Source organism: Mesorhizobium sp. WSM4884, assembly GCF_029625675.1.
GTDB lineage: Bacteria > Pseudomonadota > Alphaproteobacteria > Rhizobiales > Rhizobiaceae > Mesorhizobium.
Window position 1 is genome coordinate 382,141 of sequence record NZ_JARTVO010000004.1, and the last position, 23,187, is coordinate 405,327.

Sequence of the window (23,187 nt, forward strand, 5' to 3'; positions counted from 1 at the left end):
GTGGCAACGGCGCGCCGAGCCTGCCGAGGATTTTCCGTTGGCAAACGGCGAAGTGTTTTGAGAGCGGAAGTCGCCTGTTCTGGACCGAAAACAGGGACCGAGGGCTCAACCATGGCTGAACGGAACTATACCCGTCAGCTTGCGACAATCATTTCTATCGACGCCGTGGGCTTTTCGCGGCTGATGGGCATCGACGACGAACGCGCCGTCGCGGCCTTCGAGGAAAGGCGCGATATCATCACCGACAGCTGCGGCGCCTTCGGCGGTCGCACATTCGGCGTTGCCGGCGACAGCATCATGGCCGAATTCGGCAATCCGATCGAAGCCTTGCGCGCGGCCTTCGATTTCCAAGATCGGATCATGGCGCTCAATGCCTCGGTGGGCGAGGAGATGCGCATGCCATTCCGGGCCGGGATCAACACCGGCGACGTCATCGTCCGTGAGGGTCGTCTCTACGGCGACGACGTCAACATCGCCGCCCGGCTTCAGGAATTCGCCCCGCATGACGGTCTCGCCATTTCGGAGACGACCTGGCACCACGTGAAGGACAAGACGACGGCGGCCTTTACCGACCTCGGCGAGTTCATGCTGAAGAACATCGCCTTGCCGGTGCGCGTCCTTATCGCCGGGCGCGGCGGCAACGGTGCGGCGATGGCGGCTCCCCTGGCCGCAATCCCTGCTGCTCCCGGGCATTACAGACCGTTCTCAAAGGGACCGCCGGCAATCGCGGTGCTGCCGTTCCAGGGCGACGGAAGCGAGCCTGATGTCGGCTACATGGCCGACGGCATTGCCGAGGATATCATCTACGGCCTGTCCAACACCCGCTGGCTTTCGGTGATCGCCAAAGGATCCAGTTTCCAGTTCCGTGACGACAGCCTCGGAACCAGGCTGATCGGCAATGCGCTTGGCGCGCGCTACATCGTCGGCGGCACGCTGGCGCGCAATAGCGGTCAGATACGGCTCAATGCCTCGCTCACCGATACGTCGAACGGGCGCCTCGTCTGGTCGCAGCGCTTCGACCGCGACCTGGTCGACATCTTCAGCCTGCGCGACCAGGTTGGCAGCGAGATCGTTTCGATTCTCGACAAGGAAGTCGACCGGGCCGAGCAGGTGCGCACTTTCCAGGTACCGTGGGAGAGCCTCGAGACCTGGCAACTGGTGCGCCGCGGCCGCTGGCACATGAACAGGCGCACGCGCAAAGACACTGAGATCGCCCTCGAATTCTTCGACAAGGCCTATCAGGAAGATCCGAATTCCAGCGCCGTGCTGAACGAGTTGGCATGGTGGTATTTCTGGCGGGCTTGGCTCCGCTTCGGCGACAGCGACGACCTAGACAAGGTCGAGGCGTTCGCGCGCAAGGCGCTTCTGATGGACAGCCTCGACGCGCGGCCGCACGCCTATCTCGGCGCTGCCGACATCATGCGCGGCCGGCCGGCGTCGGCCGCCGAGCATCTCACTGAGGCGATCCACATCAATCCGAGCTTTGCCTTCGCGCGCTCAGCGATGGGCAGCGCCCACCTGCTGCTCGGCGATGCCGCCGGCGCAATCCCGTACTTCCTCGATACCGAGCGGCTGAGTCCCTTCGACCTCTACCGCTTCCATAATCTGGGGGAACTGGCTGCTGCATACTGCTTCGTCGAAGACTGGCCGGCGGCAATTGCCGTTGCCGACCGCTCGCTCAATCTTTCGCCGGGCTATTTCTATGCCAGGTTCCTCAAAATCGGCGCCTTGATACGGAGCGGCCGCCGCGACGAGGCCGAACGGGAACTCGCCATTTTCGCGACCAGGCATCCGGATTTCTCCGAGCAGAGGATTCGCTGGATACCGTTCGTCGATCCCGCGAAGAACAACTTCCTGATCGCGAATTTCGATCGGGCCAAGTCCATTGCATGATCGCTGGGATCGAACACGGACGACTGTGAAAAAAATCACATACGCCGGACCGAAGCAAACCTAGGCCATGAGGTCGCCGGCATCTCGATGATGTGGACAGCCGGGGGGCTCGAACGCGCATGATCAAGTGGAAGTATTTCAAAGGCATACGCGAGGCCCAGAAAAAGCAAGGCCCCGTGTCGGCAATGCCGCCGTTCGACATCGAGCGGCTGCGCAAGAAGGGGCTGTCCGCACGCATAGCCAAGTTCCTCATGGAGGATCATCCGCGTTGGTGGCTGGCCTTGCTGCGGCGCTTCCATCCGAACCTCGCCTTCGGCCGCAGGTTTCTACTCGTCACCAAAGGGGTAGACGTCCGCGACATACTGGAGCGCGGCGACGAGTTCGAAACGCCTTACGGGCCGGAAATGACCGAGTTGGCGAGGGGATCGAACTTCATCCTCGGCATGCAGGACAGTGGCGCCTACCGGCAGATGAAGTCCGCCGTGCTCAGCGCCTTTCCGCCGTCGGAAGTCGAAGCCACCGTCAGGCCGATTGCCGAGCGCCATTCGCGCGCCATCATGACCCGTGCCAGCCCCGGCTTTGATGCCGTCGCCGGATTGATGAAGATCGTGCCGGTGCGCATCTGCCGCGACTATTTCGGCCTCGATATCGACGACGAGACCGAATTCGCCGACTGGTCGATCGCGCTCAGCGCGCTTTTCTTCTCCGATCCGTTGGCCGACGCCACCACGCGCCAGCTTGCGGTCGTCGGCGGCGATCGCCTGATCAAGGTCATCGATCGTTCGATCGCCGCGATCAGGAACCGGCGGGAAAAAGACGACCGGCCGCTGGCGCGGCTGGTCGCCCAGCTCGATCAGAAACGCCTGTCGCTGCCCGACATACACTCCATCATGCTCGGCATGATCGCCGGCTTCGTCCCGACCAACGTGCTCGCCGGAGGTAATTGCCTGGACGTGATCCTGTCGCGTGCCGATGCCCGGCAGGCCGTCGATGCGGCGCTTGCCGAAAACAGCATCGACAGGCTCGACCGGGCGATACTCGAAGCCATGCGCTTCAAGCCGATCTGGATCGGACCCTGGCGCTACACCAGGCGCGACGCGGTCATCGGCCAGGGCACGCGCCGCGAACGTCTGGTCAAGGCCGGAACGGTCGTGATGCCGGCGACACTGTCGGCCATGTTCGATCCGGAAATCGTACAGCGGCCAAACGAGTTTGACACGTCGCGGCCGCATCGCGACTACATGGTTTTCGGCCACGGCATCCACTTGTGCATCGGTGCCGAGATTGCCCGCATCCAGATCGGCGAATGCGTTCGCGCCCTGTTCAGCAAGCCGATGCTCGATCGCGTCCGGGGCCGGGCCGGCAAATTGGGCTATATCGGCGCGTATCCGGCGAGCCTCAAGGTCGATTTCGAGCGCTCGCCGCTTTGCCGCACGGTCGCCCAGTCGATGGTGACGGTGGTCTGCCCGATCAACCGCGCCGTGCCGCTGGATGTCGTGCGCAGCAAGGTCGACGCCCTAGGCAATCCGGCCATCGACGAGATCAAAGACGCGCTCAACAGGGTCGGCACGATTCATTTCACCAGCCTAGCCGTCGCCGCCACCGGCAAGGACGAGAAATCGGGCCTGGAGACCGGGGCACTTGTGTTCGAGATCTCCGGCGACGGCAGCACCGATGACGTCATCGGCGCCATCACGCAGGCCATGGGCCACCGGCTGCGGCCGATCTTCAGGGACGCGTGCGGCTTGCGGGACGGTGGCTCGCTGGAGGGTTTCCTGAAGAAGCGTCACATCGAAATATCGCCCTCTTTCGGCAGCGCGGCAGGGCTGGTCTTTTCCGGAACTCCGGGACACTCGGTCCAACGCATCAAGGCTGAGCAGGATCTGTTCGAAGCGGTCCGGGGCGTCGTCGAGCGACCGCGCAGCGGCATAGGCGATGCTCCCGCAGTGCTCGCCGAGGCGCGCCAGCATTTGCGGTTGCTGGAAACGTTTTCTTGGGCATTCGAACCGGCCGAAAGTTTGCTGGAGAGGCCGCCGGGCAGTTGGCGTCGAGCATTTGGCTCGACGTTCCTTGCGCCGCCTGTATTTGCGAGCGTTATCGCGCTCTGGCTCGGCTGCGCCTGGCTGACTTATGCGAAAGTGTTCGAAAATCCGGTCGGGTTCAGCCTGCGCAGCACCTTCATCGTCGGTATCTCGCTGTTGCTGAGCGCGCTTGGAATACTGGCATCCGCTGCGCTCCTGCTTGGGCTCTGCTTCTGGGCGCTGCGATACCTGGAGGACAAGGATCGCCCGGAGACCACATCGATCGACATATCTACCCTCAAAGAGATCCTCGCCAAGGAGGACCGTGCGGCGCAAAACAATCTGACCGCGATTTCGACGATGAAGGCCGGCACCTTGAGACGCCTGGCGCTCAGGCTTTCCTTTTACCTGATCTCGATAGGGGCGCAGAAAGCGTTCAGGCCGGGCTTTCTCAACACCATCAACACCATTCATTTCGCCCGTTGGATATTGCTGCCCGGCACCGACAAGCTGATGTTCTTCTCCAACTACGGCGGCAGCTGGGAAAGTTATCTCGAGGACTTCATAGCCAAGGCGGCGCCTGGCTTGACCGGCGTTTGGAGCAACACCAAGGGTTATCCGCGCACGCGCTGGCTGTTTCTCGACGGCGCGCGCGACGGCGACCGCTTCAAGCGCTGGGCACGGCGCCAACAGGTGCCGACGCTGTTCTGGTACTCGGCCTATCCTGACCTCAACACCAGGCGTATCCGCATCAACTCCCGGATAAGGCGCGGCATTGCATCAGCTGTCGGCAATGAGGCTCGCGACTGGCTGAGCCTGTTCGGTTCGCTGCAGCGGCCGGCGGTCGAAAAGACCACGGTTGAAAAGACTACCTCGCTGCTGGCCAACATCAATTCCGCCTTCCCGACACCTCTCGAACAGCAACTGGAGACCGGAGAGATCCAGACCATCTTCTTCGGCCCGTTGGGTGCGCTTGCCAGAGGGCATATGCTGGCGATCCAGGTGCCGGACAATCTGCAGGCGGGGGCGCGCAAGGCGTGGCTGGATTTCGTGCTCAAGCGGACGACCTTCGGCGACGGCGTGCCGGCCGATCGGGCCATGATCGTGGCCTTCGGCCCTTGCGGACTGAGGCACCTGGGCCTGCAGGGCAATGTCGACGACGATCCGCTGGAAACCTTCCCAATCGCCTTCAGGCACGGCATGGGCAACCCCGAGCGCAGCCGTATCCTCGATGATATGGGTGGCGATGGCCCGGAAAAATGGGACTGGGGCTCGCTCGATAAGCGCATAGACGCAGTCCTGGTCTGCTACGCCAGGACGGAAGAAACACTGGAGCCGGACGTAGCCGCCGTGAAGCGAGAGACGACCGGCGCCGGAATGACGATCGTCGCCGAACTGCCGCTCATCGTGAATCGCGAGCCGAAGAAGGGTCCCGCGTCGTCACGTGCTGTAAAAAAGGACGGCGAGGCCGTTAGCAACGCCACCAAACATGACGGCAAGCCGCAGCGCGAGCGCGCCTATGAGCACTTCGGCTTTGTCGATGGCGTTTCCCAGCCAGTCGTCCGGGGCACGTCGCGCGCCAACAAAGGTGTCGCACCGATGCATCTCGTTGCGCCGGGCGAGTTTCTGTTCGGCTACCGCGACGAGCACGGCTTTTATCCGGCCTCTCCTTCCGTCTCGGCCTCACAGGACCAGACCGGCATCCTGTCGCAGGTGCGCCGCAGCCGCCAGATTCCAGGTCTGCCTCCGCCGCCGCGCGACTTCGGCCGCAACGGCTCCTTCCTCGTCGTGCGCCAGTTCGAGCAGCATGTCGATCGCTTCAACGACTATTGCGCCAAGGCTGCCGCGAGCGCTGCGGGCGAGACGGAAAACTCGGCCATCACGCAGGACTGGGTTGCTGCCAAGATGCTCGGCCGCTGGCAGAACGGCAGTTCGCTGGTGCGCAATCCTGACCGCCCGGGCCGTGCCATAGACAATGATTTCGCGCTCGGTGCCGAGGATCCGCAAGGACATCACTGTCCTCTGGGTTCCCATGTACGCCGCTCCAACCCGCGCGATTCGCTGGGAGAGGATCGCGAGACCCAGATCCAGATCGGCAAGCGCCACCGCATCCTGCGCGTCGGTCGCACCTACGAGAAAAAGACGAGGGGTGGAAAGGTCGAAAGAGGTCTGCTCTTCATGTGCCTCAACGCCGACATCGAGCGCCAATACGAGTTCATTCAGCAGACCTGGGTTTCGTCCACCTCTTTCCAGGGGTTGGTTGCCGAGAAGGACCCGATGATCGGGACGCAGGAAGGCAGCCATGGCCGGTTCTCGATCCCGTCATGGGAAAAGGTCACGGTCCTCAAGAACATGCCGCAATTCGTTACCACGAAGGGCGGCGGCTACTTCTTCATGCCGAGCCGGTCCGCGCTGCGCTACCTGATTTCGCGACTCTGATTCGGGGGCAGAAGCCGCTCAGTCGTCGTCCTGCGATTCGGCGATCTGGTTCAGTGCCGCGGCATTGGTGATGCGCAGCCCACCACGTTTGATGGCGATCATATGCCGGCTGCGCCAGTCGTTGAGCGTCTTGTTTACCGATTCTCGCGTCGCGCCCAGGAATTCGCCAAGTTCCGATTGCGAGATCGGGATCCAGCCGGCGGAGTCGGCCATGACGCCGCTGAGGAACACCAGCCGCTTCGCCAGCCGGGCCTCGATGCCGAAGAAAGCCTGGTCGCCGAGCTCGCCGCTGACCCAGCGCAGCCGTGTGCACAGGAGTTCGATCATGGCGCGCGCCAGTGGCGGGTTTTTTTCAATGCGATCAAACAGTTGCGTCCGGCTGAGCGAAACCAGCTCGCATGCGGTGAGGCAGATCGCGGTTGCCGTGCGCGGGCGTCCGTCCAAGGCGCCGATCTCGCCGACAAGGCTGCGCGAGAGCTCGATATTGGCTACCAGCTTCTGCCCGCCCGGCGAATAGAGCGAGATTTCGACGGTGCCACTTATCACACCGTAGATGCGGTCGGATGAATCCTCCTGCATGAACAGGTGCTGGCCGGCGGCATAACGTTCGACCTTACAACCGCCGAACAGAAGATCGAAGTGGCGCGGATCGATCCGCGCCAGACGCGGCAGGGCGCTCCTGTCGTCTGCGCTGGCTTGGGACATGATGCGATTCCGCCTCTCGTTGAGCGGAAATTGTATGATAAGTGCATGCTCGATCAAGGCCTGGTCTCCTTTCGTTGCTGCTCCAGCGACACGACGGCCATTGCCAAGTTCGAGCGCCAGACGTGGGCTGCCGGCGGTAAAATAGTCGGCAAGCTTTTTCCTGCGATGAGGAGACCGGAGCGCGCTGGCGGACACGAACCGATCTTCGAAACGCCGTCCGCGCGCGCGGCGGGAGGTAACCGACGTGCGCGGACAGCAAATCTGAAAATGGCTAGGTGATCGAAATTCCCCGCCGAGGACCGACCCCATTTTCAGGCCCGGAAGCCATTCGAACCTGTGCGTTGAAGCAGAAGCCAGTGCCACCCGGTGCAATATTTGTGCGCGAAGTTCGCCCGGCGTATGTGAAGGCAATCACAGAGGCGCCTGCCGGCCGGCGCGATTGTCATTTTGCCGAATGTATATTTCGGGCGCCAAGCATGTTGGCGCGGAAAGACAATCGGCCGGTTTCCTAGTTGGCAAACAGAACGATCGAAGCATGGTTTGGGACCTGGCCTGACTGCAGCTGACGGCCAACACCATGATTCCATTTCTGGGGGAGGGTGTGCCATGGCGGCGAGGAGGCTTCTGATCAAGGTCAGCGGCGACGGCGCTGGGTTTGCGGCGCAAGGCAGGTCACTTGGCATGGGCGGCCTCGATGTCGAACCGATCCTGACCCTGCCGCCAGATGCGTCGGGCGCAAACCTTGGCGCTGCCGCCGGTCGCGGCGCGACCTGGCTGCAGGTTTCCTCCACGGCGGCAGGTTCGGACAATCCTTGGGACGATGCCCATAAGTTGGTGGCCCGCGGCAGGGGTTTCGCGACGGCCGGCGACGGTGTCCTGGCGGTCGAACCCGACATCGTTCAGCATTGGGACTACAAGAACAGCAGCGGCGACCGCGGCATGGCGGCCAGCGCCAGCCCCGCCTGCACGTTCGACGACCAGGATCCGAGCGGCGGGCAGGCGACAAAATCAGGCGTGGTCGCCTGGAATGCCGGTCCGGCCTTCAGCCAATTCACCGATGCCCGCAACAAGGTCGGCGCCAAGCAGGCCAACATCACCATCGCCCATCTCGATACCGGCTTCGACCCTGGCCATCGCACCTTGCCGGCCGGGCTTCTCGCGACCAAGCAGCGTAATTTCGTCGACGACGGCACCGGGCCAGGCAACGCAACCGATCATGCGCCGGCCGACACGCTCACCAGCAATCGCGGCCATGGCACCGGTACGCTCAGCCTGCTCGCCGGCAACAGGCTCGATGGCACATCGCCGAATTGGCCAGGTTTCACGGATTTCGTCGGCGGTGCCCCGCTGGCAAAGATCCTCCCGGTGCGCATCGCCGACTGGGTGGTGCGGCTGACGACGGGCACGATGGTGCAGGGCATAGACTATGCGCGCCGGCAAGGCGCGCAGGTGCTGTCCATGAGCATGGGCGGGTTGACCTCGCAGGCATTGGTCGACGCCGTCAACCTTGCCTATGACGATGGCGTGGTGATGGTTACCGCGGCCGGCAACAACTTCACCCTCACACCGCGAAGCATCGTCTTTCCCGCCCGCTACAATCGCGTACTTGCGGCGTGCGGCGTCATGGCCGACGGCCGCGCCTATTCCGGCCTGAGCTTGGGGACCATGCAGGGCAATTATGGGCCGGCCTCGAAAATGGCGACGGCGCTTGGCGCCTATACGCCGAACGTGCCTTGGGCCGAGATCGATTGCGCCAAGGTCGTCGACATGGATGGCAACGGCACTTCGGCGGCGACGCCGCAAATCGCCGCCGCCGCGGCGCTTTGGCTGGCCGAGCACTGGGACGTCGTGAAGAACTACTCGCAGCCCTGGATGCGCGTCGAAGCCGTTCGCCACGCGCTGTTCACCGCGGCAGCGAAGTCAACGCCCAGGATGAGCGCCGCCGAAACTCTGCAGAAGGCGGGGCAAGGGGTGTTGCGCGCGGATGCCGCGCTGCTGATCATGCCACTGGCCGAAAACCTGCTGAAAGACAAGAAACTGCCGCCGGCCAAATATTCCTGGGGCTGGCTCGATCTCATAGTCGGCGACGACAACGCCTTGGCGCCCCTGTCGCCTGCGGAGCTTCGACACCGGAAGATGCTGGCGCTGGAACTGACCCAGATGGCGCAAAGCGTGGCTTCGGTCGACCAGGCGATCGCCGAGCCGGAAGGCGATCCGGACACAATCTCGTCCGCGGCGCGCAACCGCTACCTGGAAGCGGCGTTGGACGAGGGCAATCCCTCGAAGCCGCTGCGGGCTTTCCTGGAAGACAGGCTGGGAAGGTCGGCCCGACCCGTTGCCGCCGCTGCGCAAGTCAATGCGCCGCCGATCAAGCGCAAACCGCGCCCGGCGACGCCGCCAAAGCGCCGGCTGCGCATCTATGCACTCGATCCGTCGGTGGCAAAGCAACTCGATTCGGTGTCGGTTTATCAGGCGACCCTTTCCGTTCCCTGGGACGACAAGCCCGCCACCGCCGACGCCTTGGAGGCTGGTCCGGTCGGCGAATACCTCGAGGTCGTCGACGTCGATCCGGCGTCCAATTGCGTCTATGATCCGGTCGACCTCAACGAAAAGACCCTGCTCGCCCAGGACGGACTGACGCCGTCGGAAGGCAATCCGCAGTTCCACCAGCAGATGGTCTATGCCGTCGCCATGACGACGATCGGGCATTTCGAGCGCGCGTTGGGACGCCGCGCTCTGTGGGCTCCGCACTATCCTGAAAGCACCGGCCCAGGCGGCGACATGACCATGAGGGCTTGCGAAGTGCCGCGGCTGCGCATCTACCCGCACGCCCTGCGCGCGCAGAATGCCTATTACAGTCCCGAAAAGAAGGCCCTGCTGTTCGGCTATTTTCCGGCCGAGAGCAAGCGGGACGATGTCACCACGCCAGGCACGACGGTGTTTTCCTGCCTGTCGAGCGACATCATCGCCCACGAGATGTCACATGCGCTGCTCGACGGGCTGCACCGTCGCTTCCAGGAGGCCTCCAACCCCGACGTTCCGGCCTTCCACGAAGCGTTTGCCGACATCGTCGCCCTGTTTCAGCATTTCAGCCTCAAGGAGTTGGTCAGCTTCGAGATGGCGAAGGTGCGCAGCGACGTCTCGGCGGCCTCGCTGCTGTCGGGCATCGCCAAGCAGTTCGGCGAAGGCAGCGGCCGCGCCGGGCCGTTGCGCGACTACAGCGCTAGCGACCTCGACTATGACAAGACATTCGAGCCGCACAAGCGAGGCTCGATCCTGGTCTTCGCCGTCTACCAGGCGTTTCTGGCCATTATCGACCGGCGCATCCAGGATATCGTACGCCTGGCCACGGGCGGAAGCGGCGTGCTGCCCGCCGGCGCGCTTCACCCAGGCCTGGTCGATCGCCTCACCGAGGAGACCGCCAAGGTCGCGCAGCAGATGCTGACGATGTGCATTCGCGCACTCGACTACTGTCCGTCCGTCGACATCACCTTCGGCGAGTATCTGCGCGCGGTGATCACCGCCGACATCGACGCCTTTCCAGACGATCCGTTCCACTACCGCCTGGCCTTCATGGAGTCCTTCCGCAAGCTGAAGCTTTTGCCGCGCGACGTGCGCACGATTTCGGAAGAAACGCTGGCCTGGAGCCAGCCCGACGATCCTTCGCCACCCTGGCTCAAGGGGTTGTTGAGCGGCATCGACATGGGCTGGAACCAGAAGCTCGACCGTCCCGGGATATTCAACCTCAACGAGAAGAACCGTTACAGGCTGTGGACGGCCATGCGCGAGCGCTTTGCCTCCGATCCCGAGCTCTACGAGCAGTTCGGCCTGCTGCGTGATCTGCCGCGCTACAAGCAGGACGGCAGCCTGCTGCACGAAGCGAAGAAGGGCGAGACCACCTTCGAGGTCTTCAACGTACGACCGACCCGCCGCGTCGAACCGGACGGCTCGTTCCGCACCGAGGTGATCGCCGTCATTCAGCAGCGGGTCCCCGTTGGTTTCGACGGCAAGCCGGTGTTGCAGGGCGTGAAGCCCGGCGATGGCTTCTTCTGGTTCCGCGGTGGCGCGACGATCATCATCGATCCGCGCGAGCATCAGGAGGAAATCCGCTATTCGATCATCAAGAACACCGGCAGCGCCGAGCGGCGTGAGCGTCAGGCCAAGACCGTGAAGGCGAATTACCTGTCGCCGCTCAGGGCGCTTTATTTCGGCAGCGAGGTCTCGGAGCCCTTCGCCCTGCTGCACGCCAGCCATGGGGAGGACGATGGCAATGCCTAGAAAGCCGGCGACAAGAAAGAAGCCGCAAGCGGGAGCGGCCGCCACGCCCGCACATGCGCCGGCCGTCACGGTCCGCCACTATTGCCAAGGCATCGGCGACTGCCATCTGCTGAGCTTCAAGAAACCGAACGGCTCGCCCTTCCGCATGCTGATCGACTGCGGCGTCCATGTGTCGATCAAGGGCGGTGCGGCGCTCGTCGGCGACATCGTTGCCGACCTCAAGAAGGAGACAGGCGGCAAGATCGACGTCCTCGTCGTCACTCACGAGCACTGGGATCACGTCTCCGGCTTTCTGACCTCGAACGACCTGTTCAAGGACTTCTCTGTCGGCGAGGTGTGGATGGCATGGACCGAGAATGCCGACGATCCGCAGGCCGCCGAGCTCGACAAATTCAAGGCCCAGGCCCTGTCCGCGCTGCAGGGCGTCAGCCAGAAGCTCGAGGCAGCGGGCGCCTTAACCCAGTATATGGCGGGCCTCCACGACGGATTGCAGGCTGTCCTCGGCTTCCAGTTCGGCGCCGCGGGAGAAAGGGTTCGGGCGGCGCGAGACGCGGCGGCGAAACTGTCGTCGAAACCTCCGCTCTATTTCGAACCAGGCAGGCCTCTGCCGTCGATCGGCGACATGCCGAACCTGCGCGTCTATGTCCTGGGTCCGCCGCGCGACAAGGCGGCGCTGCAACTCGAGGAAAAGGCGAGCGAGATGTATCCGCTCGCCACCGGCGGCGCATTCGCGCGAGCCCTCAAGGCAGGTCTGGCCGTCAACGAAACCGACGACGGGAGCTATCTCGACGAGCTTAGCCCATTCAAGAGCGGCATCGGCACGCCGCTGTCGGTGGCGCTGGACGGCGCCGACGGGGAGAAGGCGAAACGCGGCGTCGAAACCTTCATCCGCAAGCATTATTCCGGGCCGGTCTTCGACCCGTCGAGCAACGAGGATCCCGACCAGTCCTGGCGCCGTATCGATGCCGACTGGATGGGGATTGCCGCGGACCTCGCCCTGCAGCTCGACCGCGGCGTCAACAACACCAGCCTAGTGCTCGCCTTCGAATTCGTCGACAGCGGCCGGGTGTTCCTGTTTCCCGGTGATGCCCAGATCGGCAACTGGCTGAGCTGGAAGGACCTGAAATGGCCAGTGGGGCAGGCGACCGTCACCGCGGCCGACCTGCTCGCGCGCACCGTCTACCTGAAGGTCGCCCATCACGGCAGCCAGAATGCCACGCCGAACAAGCAGGGCCTCGACCTGATGATCAGCCCGGATCTTTCAGCCTTCATTCCCACCAACAAGCTGGACGCACTCAACGTGCATTGGGGCGAGATGCCTTACGACGCCATCCTGACCGCGCTCGAAGCCAAGACCAAAGGCCGGGTCATCCGCGCCGACGATGCATGGTTGGCCGATGCGAAAGGGAAGCCTGCTTTTGCCTCGCCCTCAGGCTCGATCCTGGCGGTGCGCAGCGCGCCGCGCGATGCGGCTCGCGGGGCGGGCGGACTATGGGTGGAGGTGGATTTGATATAAGGAGCGTCGACACCAGCCACTCCATGCCTCGCGTCCCGCAACTCGCCGATTGCGGAAAATCGAAAACCGATTTATGGAGCGCTCGGCTGATTGAGGGCGGCCATCTATCTTCATCTCCATAGGTCGCCCCATGCCCGATGAATTCTCGCGCATAATTGCCTTTCTTGCGGTGGTCATGGCTCTGCTGTTTGCAGGGATCCATTTCCACCACGGCAACATCCTGGCCACGCTCTACTTCATGACCGGAGCCATACTGGTGACGGCGGTGACGCATTTGAACGTGCGCCGAGGGCTGATCTGAGCAGCCGCTTTGGCGCCAGCTACGTCCAGTGCGAATTCAAGGAGTTCGTCACGGTCAGAACATCCAACGCCATAAGAGGGTTGGATGGTGGGCGATGCAGGGATTGAACCTGCGACCCCACCCGTGTGAAGGGTGTGCTCTCCCGCTGAGCTAATCGCCCGCTCGTTGCCCGAAGGCCGAAGCGAGCCGCGATATAAGGGAGGCGGGTGCGCGAAGTCAAGGCAATGTGCGGACGATCTGCGATGATCGAATTTGCCGGGTCTCGGCGGGCTGGAAAAGCTTCAGCGCGCCGCCGCCATCAGCCTTTCCGCCAACTCCGGCGTCAGCGTGTCGAAATGCGAGATCACCAGCGTCGGCTCGAACTCGCGCACATGGCGGTCCGTATAGCCGAAGTCGACCGCTACCACCGGAATGCCGGCCGCCTTGGCGGTGTCGATGTCGGTTTGCGAATCGCCGACCATCACGGCGCTTTGAGGGTCGCCGCCGGCCAGCTTGATCGTCTCGGTGAGGTGGCGCGGGTCGGGCTTGCGGAAGGCGAATGTGTCCTGGCCGCAGATCGCCGCAAAGTAGTCGGCTATGCCGAGCGCGCCGATCAGCGCCACCGAATTCGCCTCGTATTTGTTGGTGCAGACCGCCATCAGGTAGCCGGCCGCCTGGAAGCGATCGAGCGCCGCGATGACGCCGGGGTAGGGGCGCGACTTGCCCGGGATGTTGAGCGTGTAATGGTCGAGGAAGAGTTTTAGCAGCCGGTCGTGCTCTTCCGCCACCAGCGCCTTGTTCTGCGCCGCATGCGCGCGCTCGATCATGACGCGGCCGCCATGGCCGACGAAGCGCCTGAAGCCAGCCTCGTCGACCGCGGCAAGTTCTCCGGCCGCTAGGCTGTGGTTGAGGCTGTCGAGCAGGTCCGGCGCGGTGTCGATGAGCGTCCCGTCGAGGTCGAAGACGATGATCGGTCGGGTCATGGCCAGTCCTGCAACAATTGAAGTGCCGCAGCCGATACAAGCTGCGCGGCGGTCAAGCAAGCAGCCTCTATCGGTCCACAGGCAGAGCCTTTGACGCGACAGGCAAAAATGCTAGGAGGCGCGCGAAACCAGCGAAATCGGGACAGAGGCGGCATGGACGCAAGGCAGTTGAAGGTCGAGGCCGCACGCGCGGCCCTTGCCCATGTCGGCAGCGGCATGCGGCTCGGCATCGGCACCGGCACGACCGCCGACGAGTTCGTCCGGCTGCTTGCGGAGAAAGTCGCAACCGGCCTCACCGTCATCGGCGTGCCCACCTCCGAGCGCACTGCGGCACTCTGCCGCGAACTCGGCGTGCCGCTATCGACGCTCGAGGAAACACCCGAACTCGATCTCACGATCGACGGCGCCGACGAGATCGACCCCGCGCTGACGCTGATCAAGGGCGGCGGCGGGGCGCTTTTGCGCGAAAAGATCGTTGCAGCGGCGTCCGGGCGCATGATCGTCATCGCCGACCAATCCAAGATGGTCGAAACCCTCGGCCGGTTTCCGTTGCCGATCGAGGTCAACAAGTTCGGCCTGCGCGCTACCGAGATCGCGATCGGCGCCGCGGCGGCAAGCCTCGGCCTTGCCGGCCCGATTACATTGAGGATGACGGGGGGGCAGCCATTTGTTACAGACGGCGGCCATTTTATCCTCGATGCATCTTTTGGCCGCATTCCGGATACAAGAGCGCTTTCGAATGCTCTCTTCGCCATTCCAGGCGTTGTCGAGCACGGTCTATTCATCGGGCTGGCGTCAACGGCCATTATCGCCGGCGGCGACGGCATCCAAACCGTCCATGCCGCCCGAAAACCAGGGAGTTCTACCGACCATGATGTTGCATAAACGGGTTCGCCGCCTTTCGACAGTTCTGGCAGCCTCTGCCGTCCTTGCGCTGTCCTCGCCGGCGTTTTCGCAGGATGTGAGCGAATCGCATCTCAAGGCCGCCCGCGCGGCGGTGGTCGCGATCCACGCCACGGACCCGTTCGACAACATCCTGCCGCAGGCAGCGGCGGCGCTCGAGAACCAGCTGATCCAGAAGAATCCCGACATGCAGGAACTGATCGGCAAGACCGTCACCGAGAAGGCCATGGGACTGGCGGCTCGCCGCGCCGACCTCGAAAAGGAGGCGGCCCTTGCCTATGCCAAGGTGTTCTCCGAGAAGGAACTCAACGACATCGCCGCCTTCTACAGCTCGGATTCCGGCAAGAAGCTGCTCGACAGCGGCCCGGCGGTCACGCGCGACCTCGTGAAGGCGGCCGACATCTGGCAGAACGGCGTCGCCCGCGATCTCGCCCAGCAAGTCGGTGAAACGCTCGCCGCCGCCGCGAAGGCCGCGGCTCCGGCCAAGCCCGCGCAGGATGCGACCGCTCCCGCCGATGGTTCCGCCCCGGCCGACGGCCAGGCACCCGCCGACAACTCCGCTCCGGCCGACAATTCGCAGAACTGATCTGCTTCAAATCGGCCACGGCCAAACTGGACCAGAGGAGCCCGGGTTTCCCGGGCTTTTCTTTTGCTTACTGGCAGCCTACCTCTGACGCGATCGTTATCGCTCGGAGCGGTTCGGCTTTGTTGAACCGCGCAACCGCTCCAAATATTTGTTCTCACGCAATTCCGGGCGGAAACCGCTGCGCGCTTTTCCTGGAATTGCCTTAGTAGGAGCCCTCCGATGGCCGGTTACGACTATGATCTCTTCGTCATCGGCGGCGGCTCAGGCGGCGTGAGGGCGGCGCGTGTGGCGGCATCCCTCGGCAAGCGCGTCGCCATCGCGGAAGAATATCGCTATGGCGGCACCTGCGTCATCCGCGGCTGCGTGCCGAAGAAGCTCTATGTCTATGCCTCGCAGTTTCCCGAGCATTTCGCCGACGCGGCCGGCTATGGCTGGAAGGTGCCCGAGGCAAGCTTCGACTGGCCGACGCTGGTTGCCAACAAGGACAAGGAAATCGCCAGGCTGGAGGCGATCTACAAGAAGAATGTCGTGGGCGCGGGCGGCGAGGCCTTCCACTCGCGCGCCGTGCTGGTCGATCCGCATTCGGTATATCTGGTCGCCGAGGATCGCACCGTCAGCGCCGATCAGATCCTGATCGCCACGGGCGGCCGGCCGGCGCCGCATCCGGCGCTTTCCGGCCACGAGTATTGCATCTTCTCCAACGAGGCCTTCGATCTCAAGGCGTTGCCGAAGGCGATCATGATCGAGGGCGGCGGCTACATCGCCGTCGAATTCGCCAACATTTTCCATGGCTTGGGCGTGGAGACCACGCTTGTCTATCGCGGCCAGGAGATCCTGTCGCGCTTCGACATGGACCTTCGCCGTTCGCTGCACGAGACGATGGAGAAGAAGGGGATAAGGATCCTTTGCCACGCGGTTTCCGAATGGGTGCGCAAGACCCCGGCGGGCAGGCTGGATGTGCTGCTTTCCGGCGGCCAGACGCTGACGGTCGACCAGGTCATGCTGGCGATCGGTCGCATTCCAAACACGGAAAATATGGGGCTCGAAGGCGTCGGCGTGGAACTCGGCAAGACGGGCGCGATCGTCGTCGACGAATATTCCCGCACCAACATCGACAACATCTGGGCGATCGGCGACGTCACCCACCGCGTGCAGCTGACGCCGGTGGCCATCCACGAAGCGATGTGCTTCGTCGAGACCGCCTTCAAGGGCAACCCGACGGCGCCGGACCACGACACCATTCCGACGGCCGTGTTCTCACAGCCCGAGATCGGCACGGTCGGCCTGTCCGAGGATGAGGCGATCAAGCGCTTCCCGGACATCGAGATCTACCGCGCCTCCTTCCGTCCGATGCGGCACACGCTGTCCGGCCGCGACGAGAAGATGCTGATGAAACTGGTGGTCGACGGCGCCTCGCGGAAAGTGATCGGCGCTCATATCCTCGGCCCCGACGCCGGCGAGATGGCGCAGCTTCTCGGTATTCCGCTGAAGGCCGGTCTCACCAAGAACGATTTCGACCGCACCATGGCCGTACACCCGACAGCGGCGGAGGAATTGGTCACCATGTACAAGCCGACCTACCGCGTGAAGAACGGCGAACGCGTGTAAAGCCCTGTTCATGGAGTGACCATGTCCGCCGGTGCCTCGCTCGATCGCGATTTCGGCCAGCGCATTGACCGCGTCGTCGATGCGGCGATCGGAGAGCAACGCATCATCGGCGGCGTAATCCTGGTCGCTCAGCGCGGCGACATGCTCTATCGCCGCGCTTTCGGCCTTGCCGACCGCGAACAGGGCAAGCCGATGGCCGAGGACGCCATCTTCCGGCTGTCCTCCGTCACCAAGCCGATTGTCGCCGCTGCGGCGATGGCATTGGTCGAGGCCGGTCGGATCGCGCTTCACGACCCGGTGACTAGATTCCTCCCCGAATTCCGCCCGAAGCTGCCGGATGGCAAAGAGCCGCTCATAACCGTGAAGCAGCTGCTGACGCATACGGCAGGCCTGGCCTATGGCTTCGCCCAGCCCACCGGGAACGCCTATGAGCGCTCTCGAGTATCGGATGGGCTCGACCAGCCGGGGCTGTCGATGGCCGAAAACCTCGCGCGCATCGCCTCGTTGCCGTTGTCCTACGCGCCGGGGACGCGCTGGGGCTATTCGGTGGCGATGGACGTGCTGGGCGAGGTCATGGCCAAGGCGGCCAGCGCTCCGCTGCCCGATCTGGTCGACCGCCTGATCGCCCAGCCGCTCGGCATGAGCGACAGCGCCTTTGTCGTGCGGGATGAAAGGCGTCTGGTGACCCCTTACGCGGACGGGCCGTCCGGGCCGGTCAGAATGGGCGAGCATCATCTCGTCCCGTTTGGTGACGGCCTGATCTCCTTCGCACCGGCAAGAGCGTTCGATCCAGCGTCCTTCCCTTCAGGCGGCACCGGCATGAACGGCACTGCCGGCGACGTGCTGAAACTCCTCGAAGCAGTGCGAACGGGGGGAGGGCCTGTCCTTCGCCCTGAAACCACTCGCGCGATGACTACCGATGCCATCATTGGCATCAACACGACAAGGCCTGGCTGGGGCTGGGGATTGGGATTTGCCGTTCTCCGCGACCCTGCCGTCGCGCCGACGCCGCAGGCTGCCGGCACGTGGCGCTGGGGCGGCGTCTATGGCCACTCCTGGTTCGTGGATCCGTCGGCGGAACTCACGGTGGTGGCGTTGACCAACACCGCCATCGCAGGCATGGCCGGTGACTTCCCGGACGCGGTGCGCGACGCGATCTACGGTGTCTGAGGCAGGCGAGGGCCGCCGCCGGTAGAGCGGTTCAGTTTTCCGTAGGATCGCTGACCCGCTCCAAATATTTGTTTTCACGCAATTCCGGACGGAAACCGCTACGCACTTTTCCTAGAATTGCTCCAGCTGGCGACGGTGAAGACCGGGTTCAAAGCAAGGTGCCGCGCAGGATCACCAGCGCCACCGAGAAGTAGATGACCAGCCCGGTGACGTCGACCAGCGTCGCGACGAACGGCGCCGAGGCGCTCGCCGGGTCGAAGCCGATACGCTTCAGCGCGAAAGGCAGCATCGATCCCGACAGCGAGCCGAAGGTGACAATGCCGATCAGCGCCGCGCCAACCGTTGCCGCAATTAGCATCCAGTGCGCGCCGTAGTCATAGAGGCCGAGATATTGCCAGAGCGTGATACGGCAGACGCCGACGACGCCGAGGATCGAGCCGAGCACCAGACCTGTCGGCAGCTCGCGCAAGGCGACGCGCCACCAATCGCCAAGGCCGATTTCGCGCAATGCCAGCGCGCGGATGACGAGCGAGGTCGCCTGCGAGCCGGAATTGCCGCCTGAGCTCATGATCAACGGGATGAAGAGGGTGAGCACGATCGCCTTCTCCAGCTCGCCTTCATAGCTCTGCATGGCGTTGGCCGTCAGCATCTCGCTGAGGAACAGCGCGCAGAGCCAGCCCGCCCGCTTCTGGATCATGGCGAGGAAGCTCATCTTCATATAGGGCTCGTCCAGCGCCTCCATTCCGCCGAAACGATGCACGTCCTCGGTCGTTTCCTCGACCATCGTATCGATGATGTCGTCGATGGTGACGATGCCGAGGATCTTGCCGTGATCGACGACCGGCAGGGCAAGCAGGTCGTATTTGGAAATCGTCTGCGCCAGCGTTTCGCGATCGGTGAGCGGCGTCACGGTCACCGGCGCGCGATCCGGCGCCACCGACAGGATTGTATCTTCAGGCTCCCCAGCGATCAGACGGCGCAGCCCAGTCGCGCGCAGCAGCAACTGGGTCTCGGGATCAACGATGTAGATCGCATAGACGGTCTCGCGTGTCCGCTCGACCTTGCGGATGTAGTCTAGCGTGCGGCCGACGGTCCAGTCCGAAGGCACGCTGACGAACTCCGTCGTCATGATCGAGGCGGCGCTGTCCTCCGGATAGCCGAGGATGGAAAGCAGCGTTGCGCGCAGCGGCGGGGCGAGCGCGCCAAGCAGCTCGGAACGGGCCGGCTCGTCCAGCTCGCGCAGGATGTCGGCAGCGCGGTCGACCGACATGGCGGTCAACAACTTGCTTGCCTTGGCGCGCGGCAGAGCTTCTGCGAGCTCCGGCGCGCTTTCGAGTTCCGGCTGGTCGAAGATTTCGACCAGCCGCTCGAACGGCACCGCGCAGAGCAGCTCGATGGCCGTCTCACGGGGCTCATGGTTGAGGGCTTCGACGACGTCGGCCACGTGATCGTTGGCGAGAACACAGGCAACGGCGACGGCTTCGTCGTCCAATACGGGTGCGAATTCGTTCATAGCTCACTCCTTGCCATCCGGCAGGACGTGAGCCGTCAGGTCACGTCAAGGCGGACGGCGGTTGCGTTCGACTGTGACTGTCGCCAGGCATGGCGGGTTGACCTTTCTGCTCGCGGGGTTCGAGTTTGAATTCTGCGAGCCGGCGCAACATAGGAGCGCGTCTTGCCGAGTCAATCGCGAGGAGGGCGGAAAATGAGCGAGGCCGTGTCGGATCGCGAGACTGTGATCGATCACGTCTGTTGCCGCGCCGAGCTACCGAGCAAAGGCTTGGTATGACTGCTATTTCTGCTTCAGCCGCCGGAAGCGCAGCCATTTGTCCTCGGCCGGCCTAGGCTGCACGAGGATGGTCGTGAGTTCGCGCGGCAGGGTGGGCGCGAGCGGCTTCTTGGTCGCGACGCCGTCGTTGATCGCGACAATGCTGTGGTAGAATTCCTCGCCGGACTGCGACCGCGGCGGTATGGCTTCGTGCATCACGCTGATCACGGTGACATCGGAGCAGTTGGCCTTGATCGCCTCGTGGAAGGCGGTCTTGCCTTCGGGATCGAGCGCGCCGGTCGCTTCGTCGAGGAACAATAGACCCGGCTGCTGCAGGATGATGCGGGCGACCACCAGCTTCTGCTTCTGGCCGCCCGACAGAACCTGATCCCAGATCTTGCCCTCGCGGCTCTCATCGGCAAGGTGCCCGATGAATTCGCCTAGGCCTGCCTTGTGCAGGGCGGCAGCCACCTGCGTGTCGCTGTGATCGTTTTCCGAGCCCGGCAGGCAGACGAGTTGCTTCAACGAGACCTGCTGCAGCTTGACCTCCTGGGCGGCATAGAACTTCGTCACCCCTTCAGGGAACACGATGGTGCCGCGGCCATAGGGCCACAGGCCGTTGATCGCCTTGATCAACGAGGTCTTGCCGCAACCGGACTCGCCCTTGAGGAAGGTCCATTCGCCGCGGCGGAAGCGCAGGTTGGCGGCGCTGAGGAAGGGCGTTGCGTCCTCGCCCTGGTGCGCCAGCTCGAGCTTCTGAATGGTCAGGCCGAACACCGGGTTCTGGGTGGCAAAGCTGAAATCCGAACGGCCGGTCTGGCGATAGAACTCTTGCGGTTGCTGGACGTTCTCGATGGCACTGGCGAGCTCGGTCACGCGCTGGCTGTTGGCTCGCAGCGTCGCAATCGCCGGCATGACATGGATGAACCACGAACATTGGCTGATCAGCTGGGCGACCATTTCGGAACCAGTTATGTAGCCCTTCAGGTCGAAGCCGTTGTGGATAAACGGCACCAGACCGGGTCCGTAGGAGACGATGCGGGCGCCGACGAAATTGTAGATCAGCTCGAACGACATGTAGCTAGTGTTGACGACGTTCAGCCGCCCCCAGGTCTTGTCGATGTCGACATAGAGCTTGTCGTGCATCGTCCTCTGCACATCCTCGCCATGCGAGGCGGCGACATGGAAGCTGCGGCGCAGGAAGGTCGTCAGTTCGCCGCGATAGCTGCCCTCGGCCTGCTGCATGCGGATGTTGAGGCGCTCGAGCATGCCGCCGAGCTTCACCGCAATCCAGGTGTTGAGCGGCACGTAGGTGGCGACCGCGAGGAAGGCGAGCACGGCGCTGCCATAGCTGCCGAGGAACTCCAGCCCTTTGACCTCAACGGAAGCCCCGATCAAATTCTCGCCGACGAAATAAAGCGAGGTCGCTACGCCCAGCACGCCCATGGCGAGGCCGATCGCGCCGCCAGTCATGTCCTTGATCGATTCCTGGATGCGCTGGTCGATATTGTCGGGAGCGACGATACCGCCGGCGACCGAGCCATGCTGGGCATGGAAATGAGTATGGTTGCCGTCGAGCAGCGCCTGGTTGAACTGGTTGTTCAGCCATCCGCGCCATTTGCGGTGCAGCGTGGCGGAGACGAGATTGCGCACGCCGGTGAAGCCGGCGTCCTTGAGCACCACCAGCAGCATCAATATGCCGGCATTGGTCAGAAGCGTCTGGAGCGGATTGGTGTTGGCGGCGTCGTGGAAGAAGGCGATCGAATTCACCAGCTCGCCCGATGCCATGGCAAACCACACGCCGGCCTTGCTGGAGAGTGCCGTAAGCAATGCGATGACGAGAGTGAGGGTCCAGGCTTCCTTCCAGCGGTCGGAGAACCAGTAGGCTCGCATCAGCCCCCAGAATGTACGCATCGACGATACCGGCGTCAGGCGCGAGGGCTTTGCCGCCTCGCTGGATGTTTGCTCCGGTATTGTACGCCGCGGTCTGCCGACCCGAATCACGATCCCGCCCAAACCTTTCTTGTTTTGTTACACATGGTAACACCAATTGATCATTTTCCATTAATTTTCTGCCCCGAATGTGAACAGGGTTACCCCGCCGTGGCGCGAGGGCAACAGAAGAGCCTCGTCGGCCAAGCGCTCCGGGTGCCGATTTTATGTTTTATTCCAGTGAGTTGGGGGTAAGGATCCGAGGTGGCGCCGACTTTCCGTTAGGGAAAGCAAAAACACGGTTTTGTGAACGAAAAAGACGTGGTTGCGCGACTGGGGAGCGACCGCAAGGTCGAAAAAACAGCCGCCCGGAGCTTTCCTGTTCCTGCGTCGAGCTGAGCTGCGTCGGCAAAATAACGTCGGCTTAGCCCGCTGTTTCCAACTCGCCACGCGCCTTGGCCTGGGCGACCTGGCGGATGGCGTCGGCAAGCGTGTCGGCGTCCTGCGCACCCATCACGGCATATTTGCCTTCGAGCAGGAAGCAGGGCACGCCGGTGATGCCCATGCGCGAGGCCGTGGCGATCTCGTTGCGCACGGCGTCGGTATCGGCGTCCGTGGGCAGCAGCGTCTCGACCACGGAAGCGTCCATGCCGGCCTCGCGGGCGGCTTCGGCCAGCACGGCATGGTCGCCGAGATTGGCGCCTTCCTCGAAATTCAGCTGGAAGAGGCGGCGCACCAGCCGGTTCTGCGCGTCCTCGCCGGCGGCGCCCGCCCAACGGATGACGCGGTGCGCGTTCAGCGTGTTGGGCGCGACCTTGATGGCGGCGAAAGCGAAATGGATGCCTTCCGCCTCGCCGAGCGGCTCTATGCGTGCATGGATCTGACGAATGCGCTCGTCGCTGCCGAATTTGCCCAGCAGGTATTCGCGGCGATCCACGCCTGCTTGCGAAATGGTCGGATCGAGCTGGAACGGCCGCCAGCGGACGTGCACCCCGACATCGCCGACAGCGGCAATCGCCTTGTCCAGCCGCTTCTGACCGATGAAGCACCAGGGGCAGACGACATCGGACACCACATCGACGGTGATCGAGTTCTCGGCGCTCAT

The 23,187-nt window shown here is 63.5% G+C and carries 14 protein-coding genes and 1 tRNA gene; 9 read left to right on the top strand and 6 right to left on the bottom strand.

The window, feature by feature from the left end:
- Nucleotides 1-111: 111 nt before the first annotated feature.
- Together P9236_RS09290 and P9236_RS09295 are read left to right on the top strand one after the other, a co-directional pair.
- Nucleotides 112-1,893, top strand: a complete 1,782-nt coding sequence (locus P9236_RS09290) for an adenylate/guanylate cyclase domain-containing protein (protein ID WP_278074308.1) — start codon at nucleotides 112-114, stop codon at nucleotides 1,891-1,893.
- 119 nt (nucleotides 1,894-2,012) lie between these two features.
- Entirely contained in the window at nucleotides 2,013-6,353 is a 4,341-nt protein-coding gene (locus P9236_RS09295) for a cytochrome P450 (protein WP_278074309.1), read from the top strand.
- Between the two features lie 18 nt (nucleotides 6,354-6,371).
- Here P9236_RS09295 and P9236_RS09300 read toward each other — a convergent pair whose 3' ends face one another.
- On the bottom strand, nucleotides 6,372-7,058 hold the full coding sequence (locus P9236_RS09300) for a Crp/Fnr family transcriptional regulator (protein WP_278074345.1): 687 nt from the start codon (nucleotides 7,056-7,058) through the stop codon (nucleotides 6,372-6,374).
- Between the two features lie 606 nt (nucleotides 7,059-7,664).
- Here P9236_RS09300 and P9236_RS09305 point away from each other — a divergent pair.
- The 3 genes from P9236_RS09305 (at nucleotide 7,665) to P9236_RS09315 (ending at nucleotide 13,153) form a co-directional block, all read left to right on the top strand.
- Nucleotides 7,665-11,336 (top strand): S8 family serine peptidase, encoded by a 3,672-nt coding sequence (locus P9236_RS09305; protein ID WP_278074310.1) that lies wholly within the window; start codon nucleotides 7,665-7,667, stop codon nucleotides 11,334-11,336.
- Nucleotides 11,323-12,852, top strand: a complete 1,530-nt coding sequence (locus tag P9236_RS09310; protein WP_278074311.1) for an MBL fold metallo-hydrolase — start codon at nucleotides 11,323-11,325, stop codon at nucleotides 12,850-12,852. The genes P9236_RS09305 and P9236_RS09310 overlap by 14 nt, the downstream gene beginning before the upstream one ends.
- 130 nt (nucleotides 12,853-12,982) lie before the next feature.
- Complete coding sequence (locus P9236_RS09315; protein ID WP_181177192.1) at nucleotides 12,983-13,153, top strand: hypothetical protein; 171 nt, start codon at nucleotides 12,983-12,985, stop codon at nucleotides 13,151-13,153.
- A gap of 85 nt (nucleotides 13,154-13,238) precedes the next feature.
- Here P9236_RS09315 and P9236_RS09320 read toward each other — a convergent pair.
- Both P9236_RS09320 and P9236_RS09325 read right to left on the bottom strand, forming a co-directional pair.
- Nucleotides 13,239-13,313, bottom strand: a tRNA-Val gene (locus P9236_RS09320).
- Nucleotides 13,314-13,434: 121 nt separating this feature from the next.
- Nucleotides 13,435-14,115: a phosphoglycolate phosphatase gene (locus P9236_RS09325; RefSeq protein WP_278074312.1), complete on the bottom strand. Its 681-nt coding sequence runs from the start codon at nucleotides 14,113-14,115 to the stop codon at nucleotides 13,435-13,437.
- Between the two features lie 153 nt (nucleotides 14,116-14,268).
- On the opposite strand from P9236_RS09325, the gene rpiA reads away from it, so the two are divergent.
- From rpiA to P9236_RS09345, 4 genes are all read left to right on the top strand, one after another.
- Nucleotides 14,269-15,000, top strand: coding sequence for a ribose-5-phosphate isomerase RpiA (gene rpiA, locus P9236_RS09330; RefSeq protein WP_278074313.1), 732 nt, complete (start codon nucleotides 14,269-14,271; stop codon nucleotides 14,998-15,000).
- The gene (locus P9236_RS09335; RefSeq protein WP_278074314.1) at nucleotides 14,987-15,604 is read left to right on the top strand and encodes a DUF2059 domain-containing protein; all 618 of its coding nucleotides are present in this window, start codon (nucleotides 14,987-14,989) and stop codon (nucleotides 15,602-15,604) included. The genes rpiA and P9236_RS09335 overlap by 14 nt, the downstream gene beginning before the upstream one ends.
- Before the next feature lie 219 nt (nucleotides 15,605-15,823).
- The gene (gene gor / locus P9236_RS09340) at nucleotides 15,824-17,212 is read left to right on the top strand and encodes a glutathione-disulfide reductase (RefSeq protein WP_278074315.1); all 1,389 of its coding nucleotides are present in this window, start codon (nucleotides 15,824-15,826) and stop codon (nucleotides 17,210-17,212) included.
- A gap of 21 nt (nucleotides 17,213-17,233) precedes the next feature.
- A complete protein-coding gene (locus P9236_RS09345; protein ID WP_278074316.1) occupies nucleotides 17,234-18,382 on the top strand; it encodes a serine hydrolase domain-containing protein in 1,149 nt (382 codons plus the stop codon).
- 148 nt (nucleotides 18,383-18,530) lie between these two features.
- On the opposite strand, the gene mgtE is transcribed toward P9236_RS09345, so the two are convergent.
- From mgtE to P9236_RS09360, 3 genes are all read right to left on the bottom strand, one after another.
- Nucleotides 18,531-19,895 carry a magnesium transporter gene (mgtE, locus tag P9236_RS09350; RefSeq protein ID WP_278074317.1) on the bottom strand — a complete coding sequence of 455 codons (1,365 nt, stop codon included), beginning with the start codon at nucleotides 19,893-19,895 and terminating at the stop codon, nucleotides 18,531-18,533.
- A gap of 279 nt (nucleotides 19,896-20,174) precedes the next feature.
- On the bottom strand, nucleotides 20,175-22,064 hold the full coding sequence (locus P9236_RS09355; protein WP_278074318.1) for an ABC transporter ATP-binding protein/permease: 1,890 nt from the start codon (nucleotides 22,062-22,064) through the stop codon (nucleotides 20,175-20,177).
- Nucleotides 22,065-22,506: 442 nt separating this feature from the next.
- The gene (locus tag P9236_RS09360; protein ID WP_278074320.1) at nucleotides 22,507-23,187 is read right to left on the bottom strand and encodes a DsbA family protein; all 681 of its coding nucleotides are present in this window, start codon (nucleotides 23,185-23,187) and stop codon (nucleotides 22,507-22,509) included.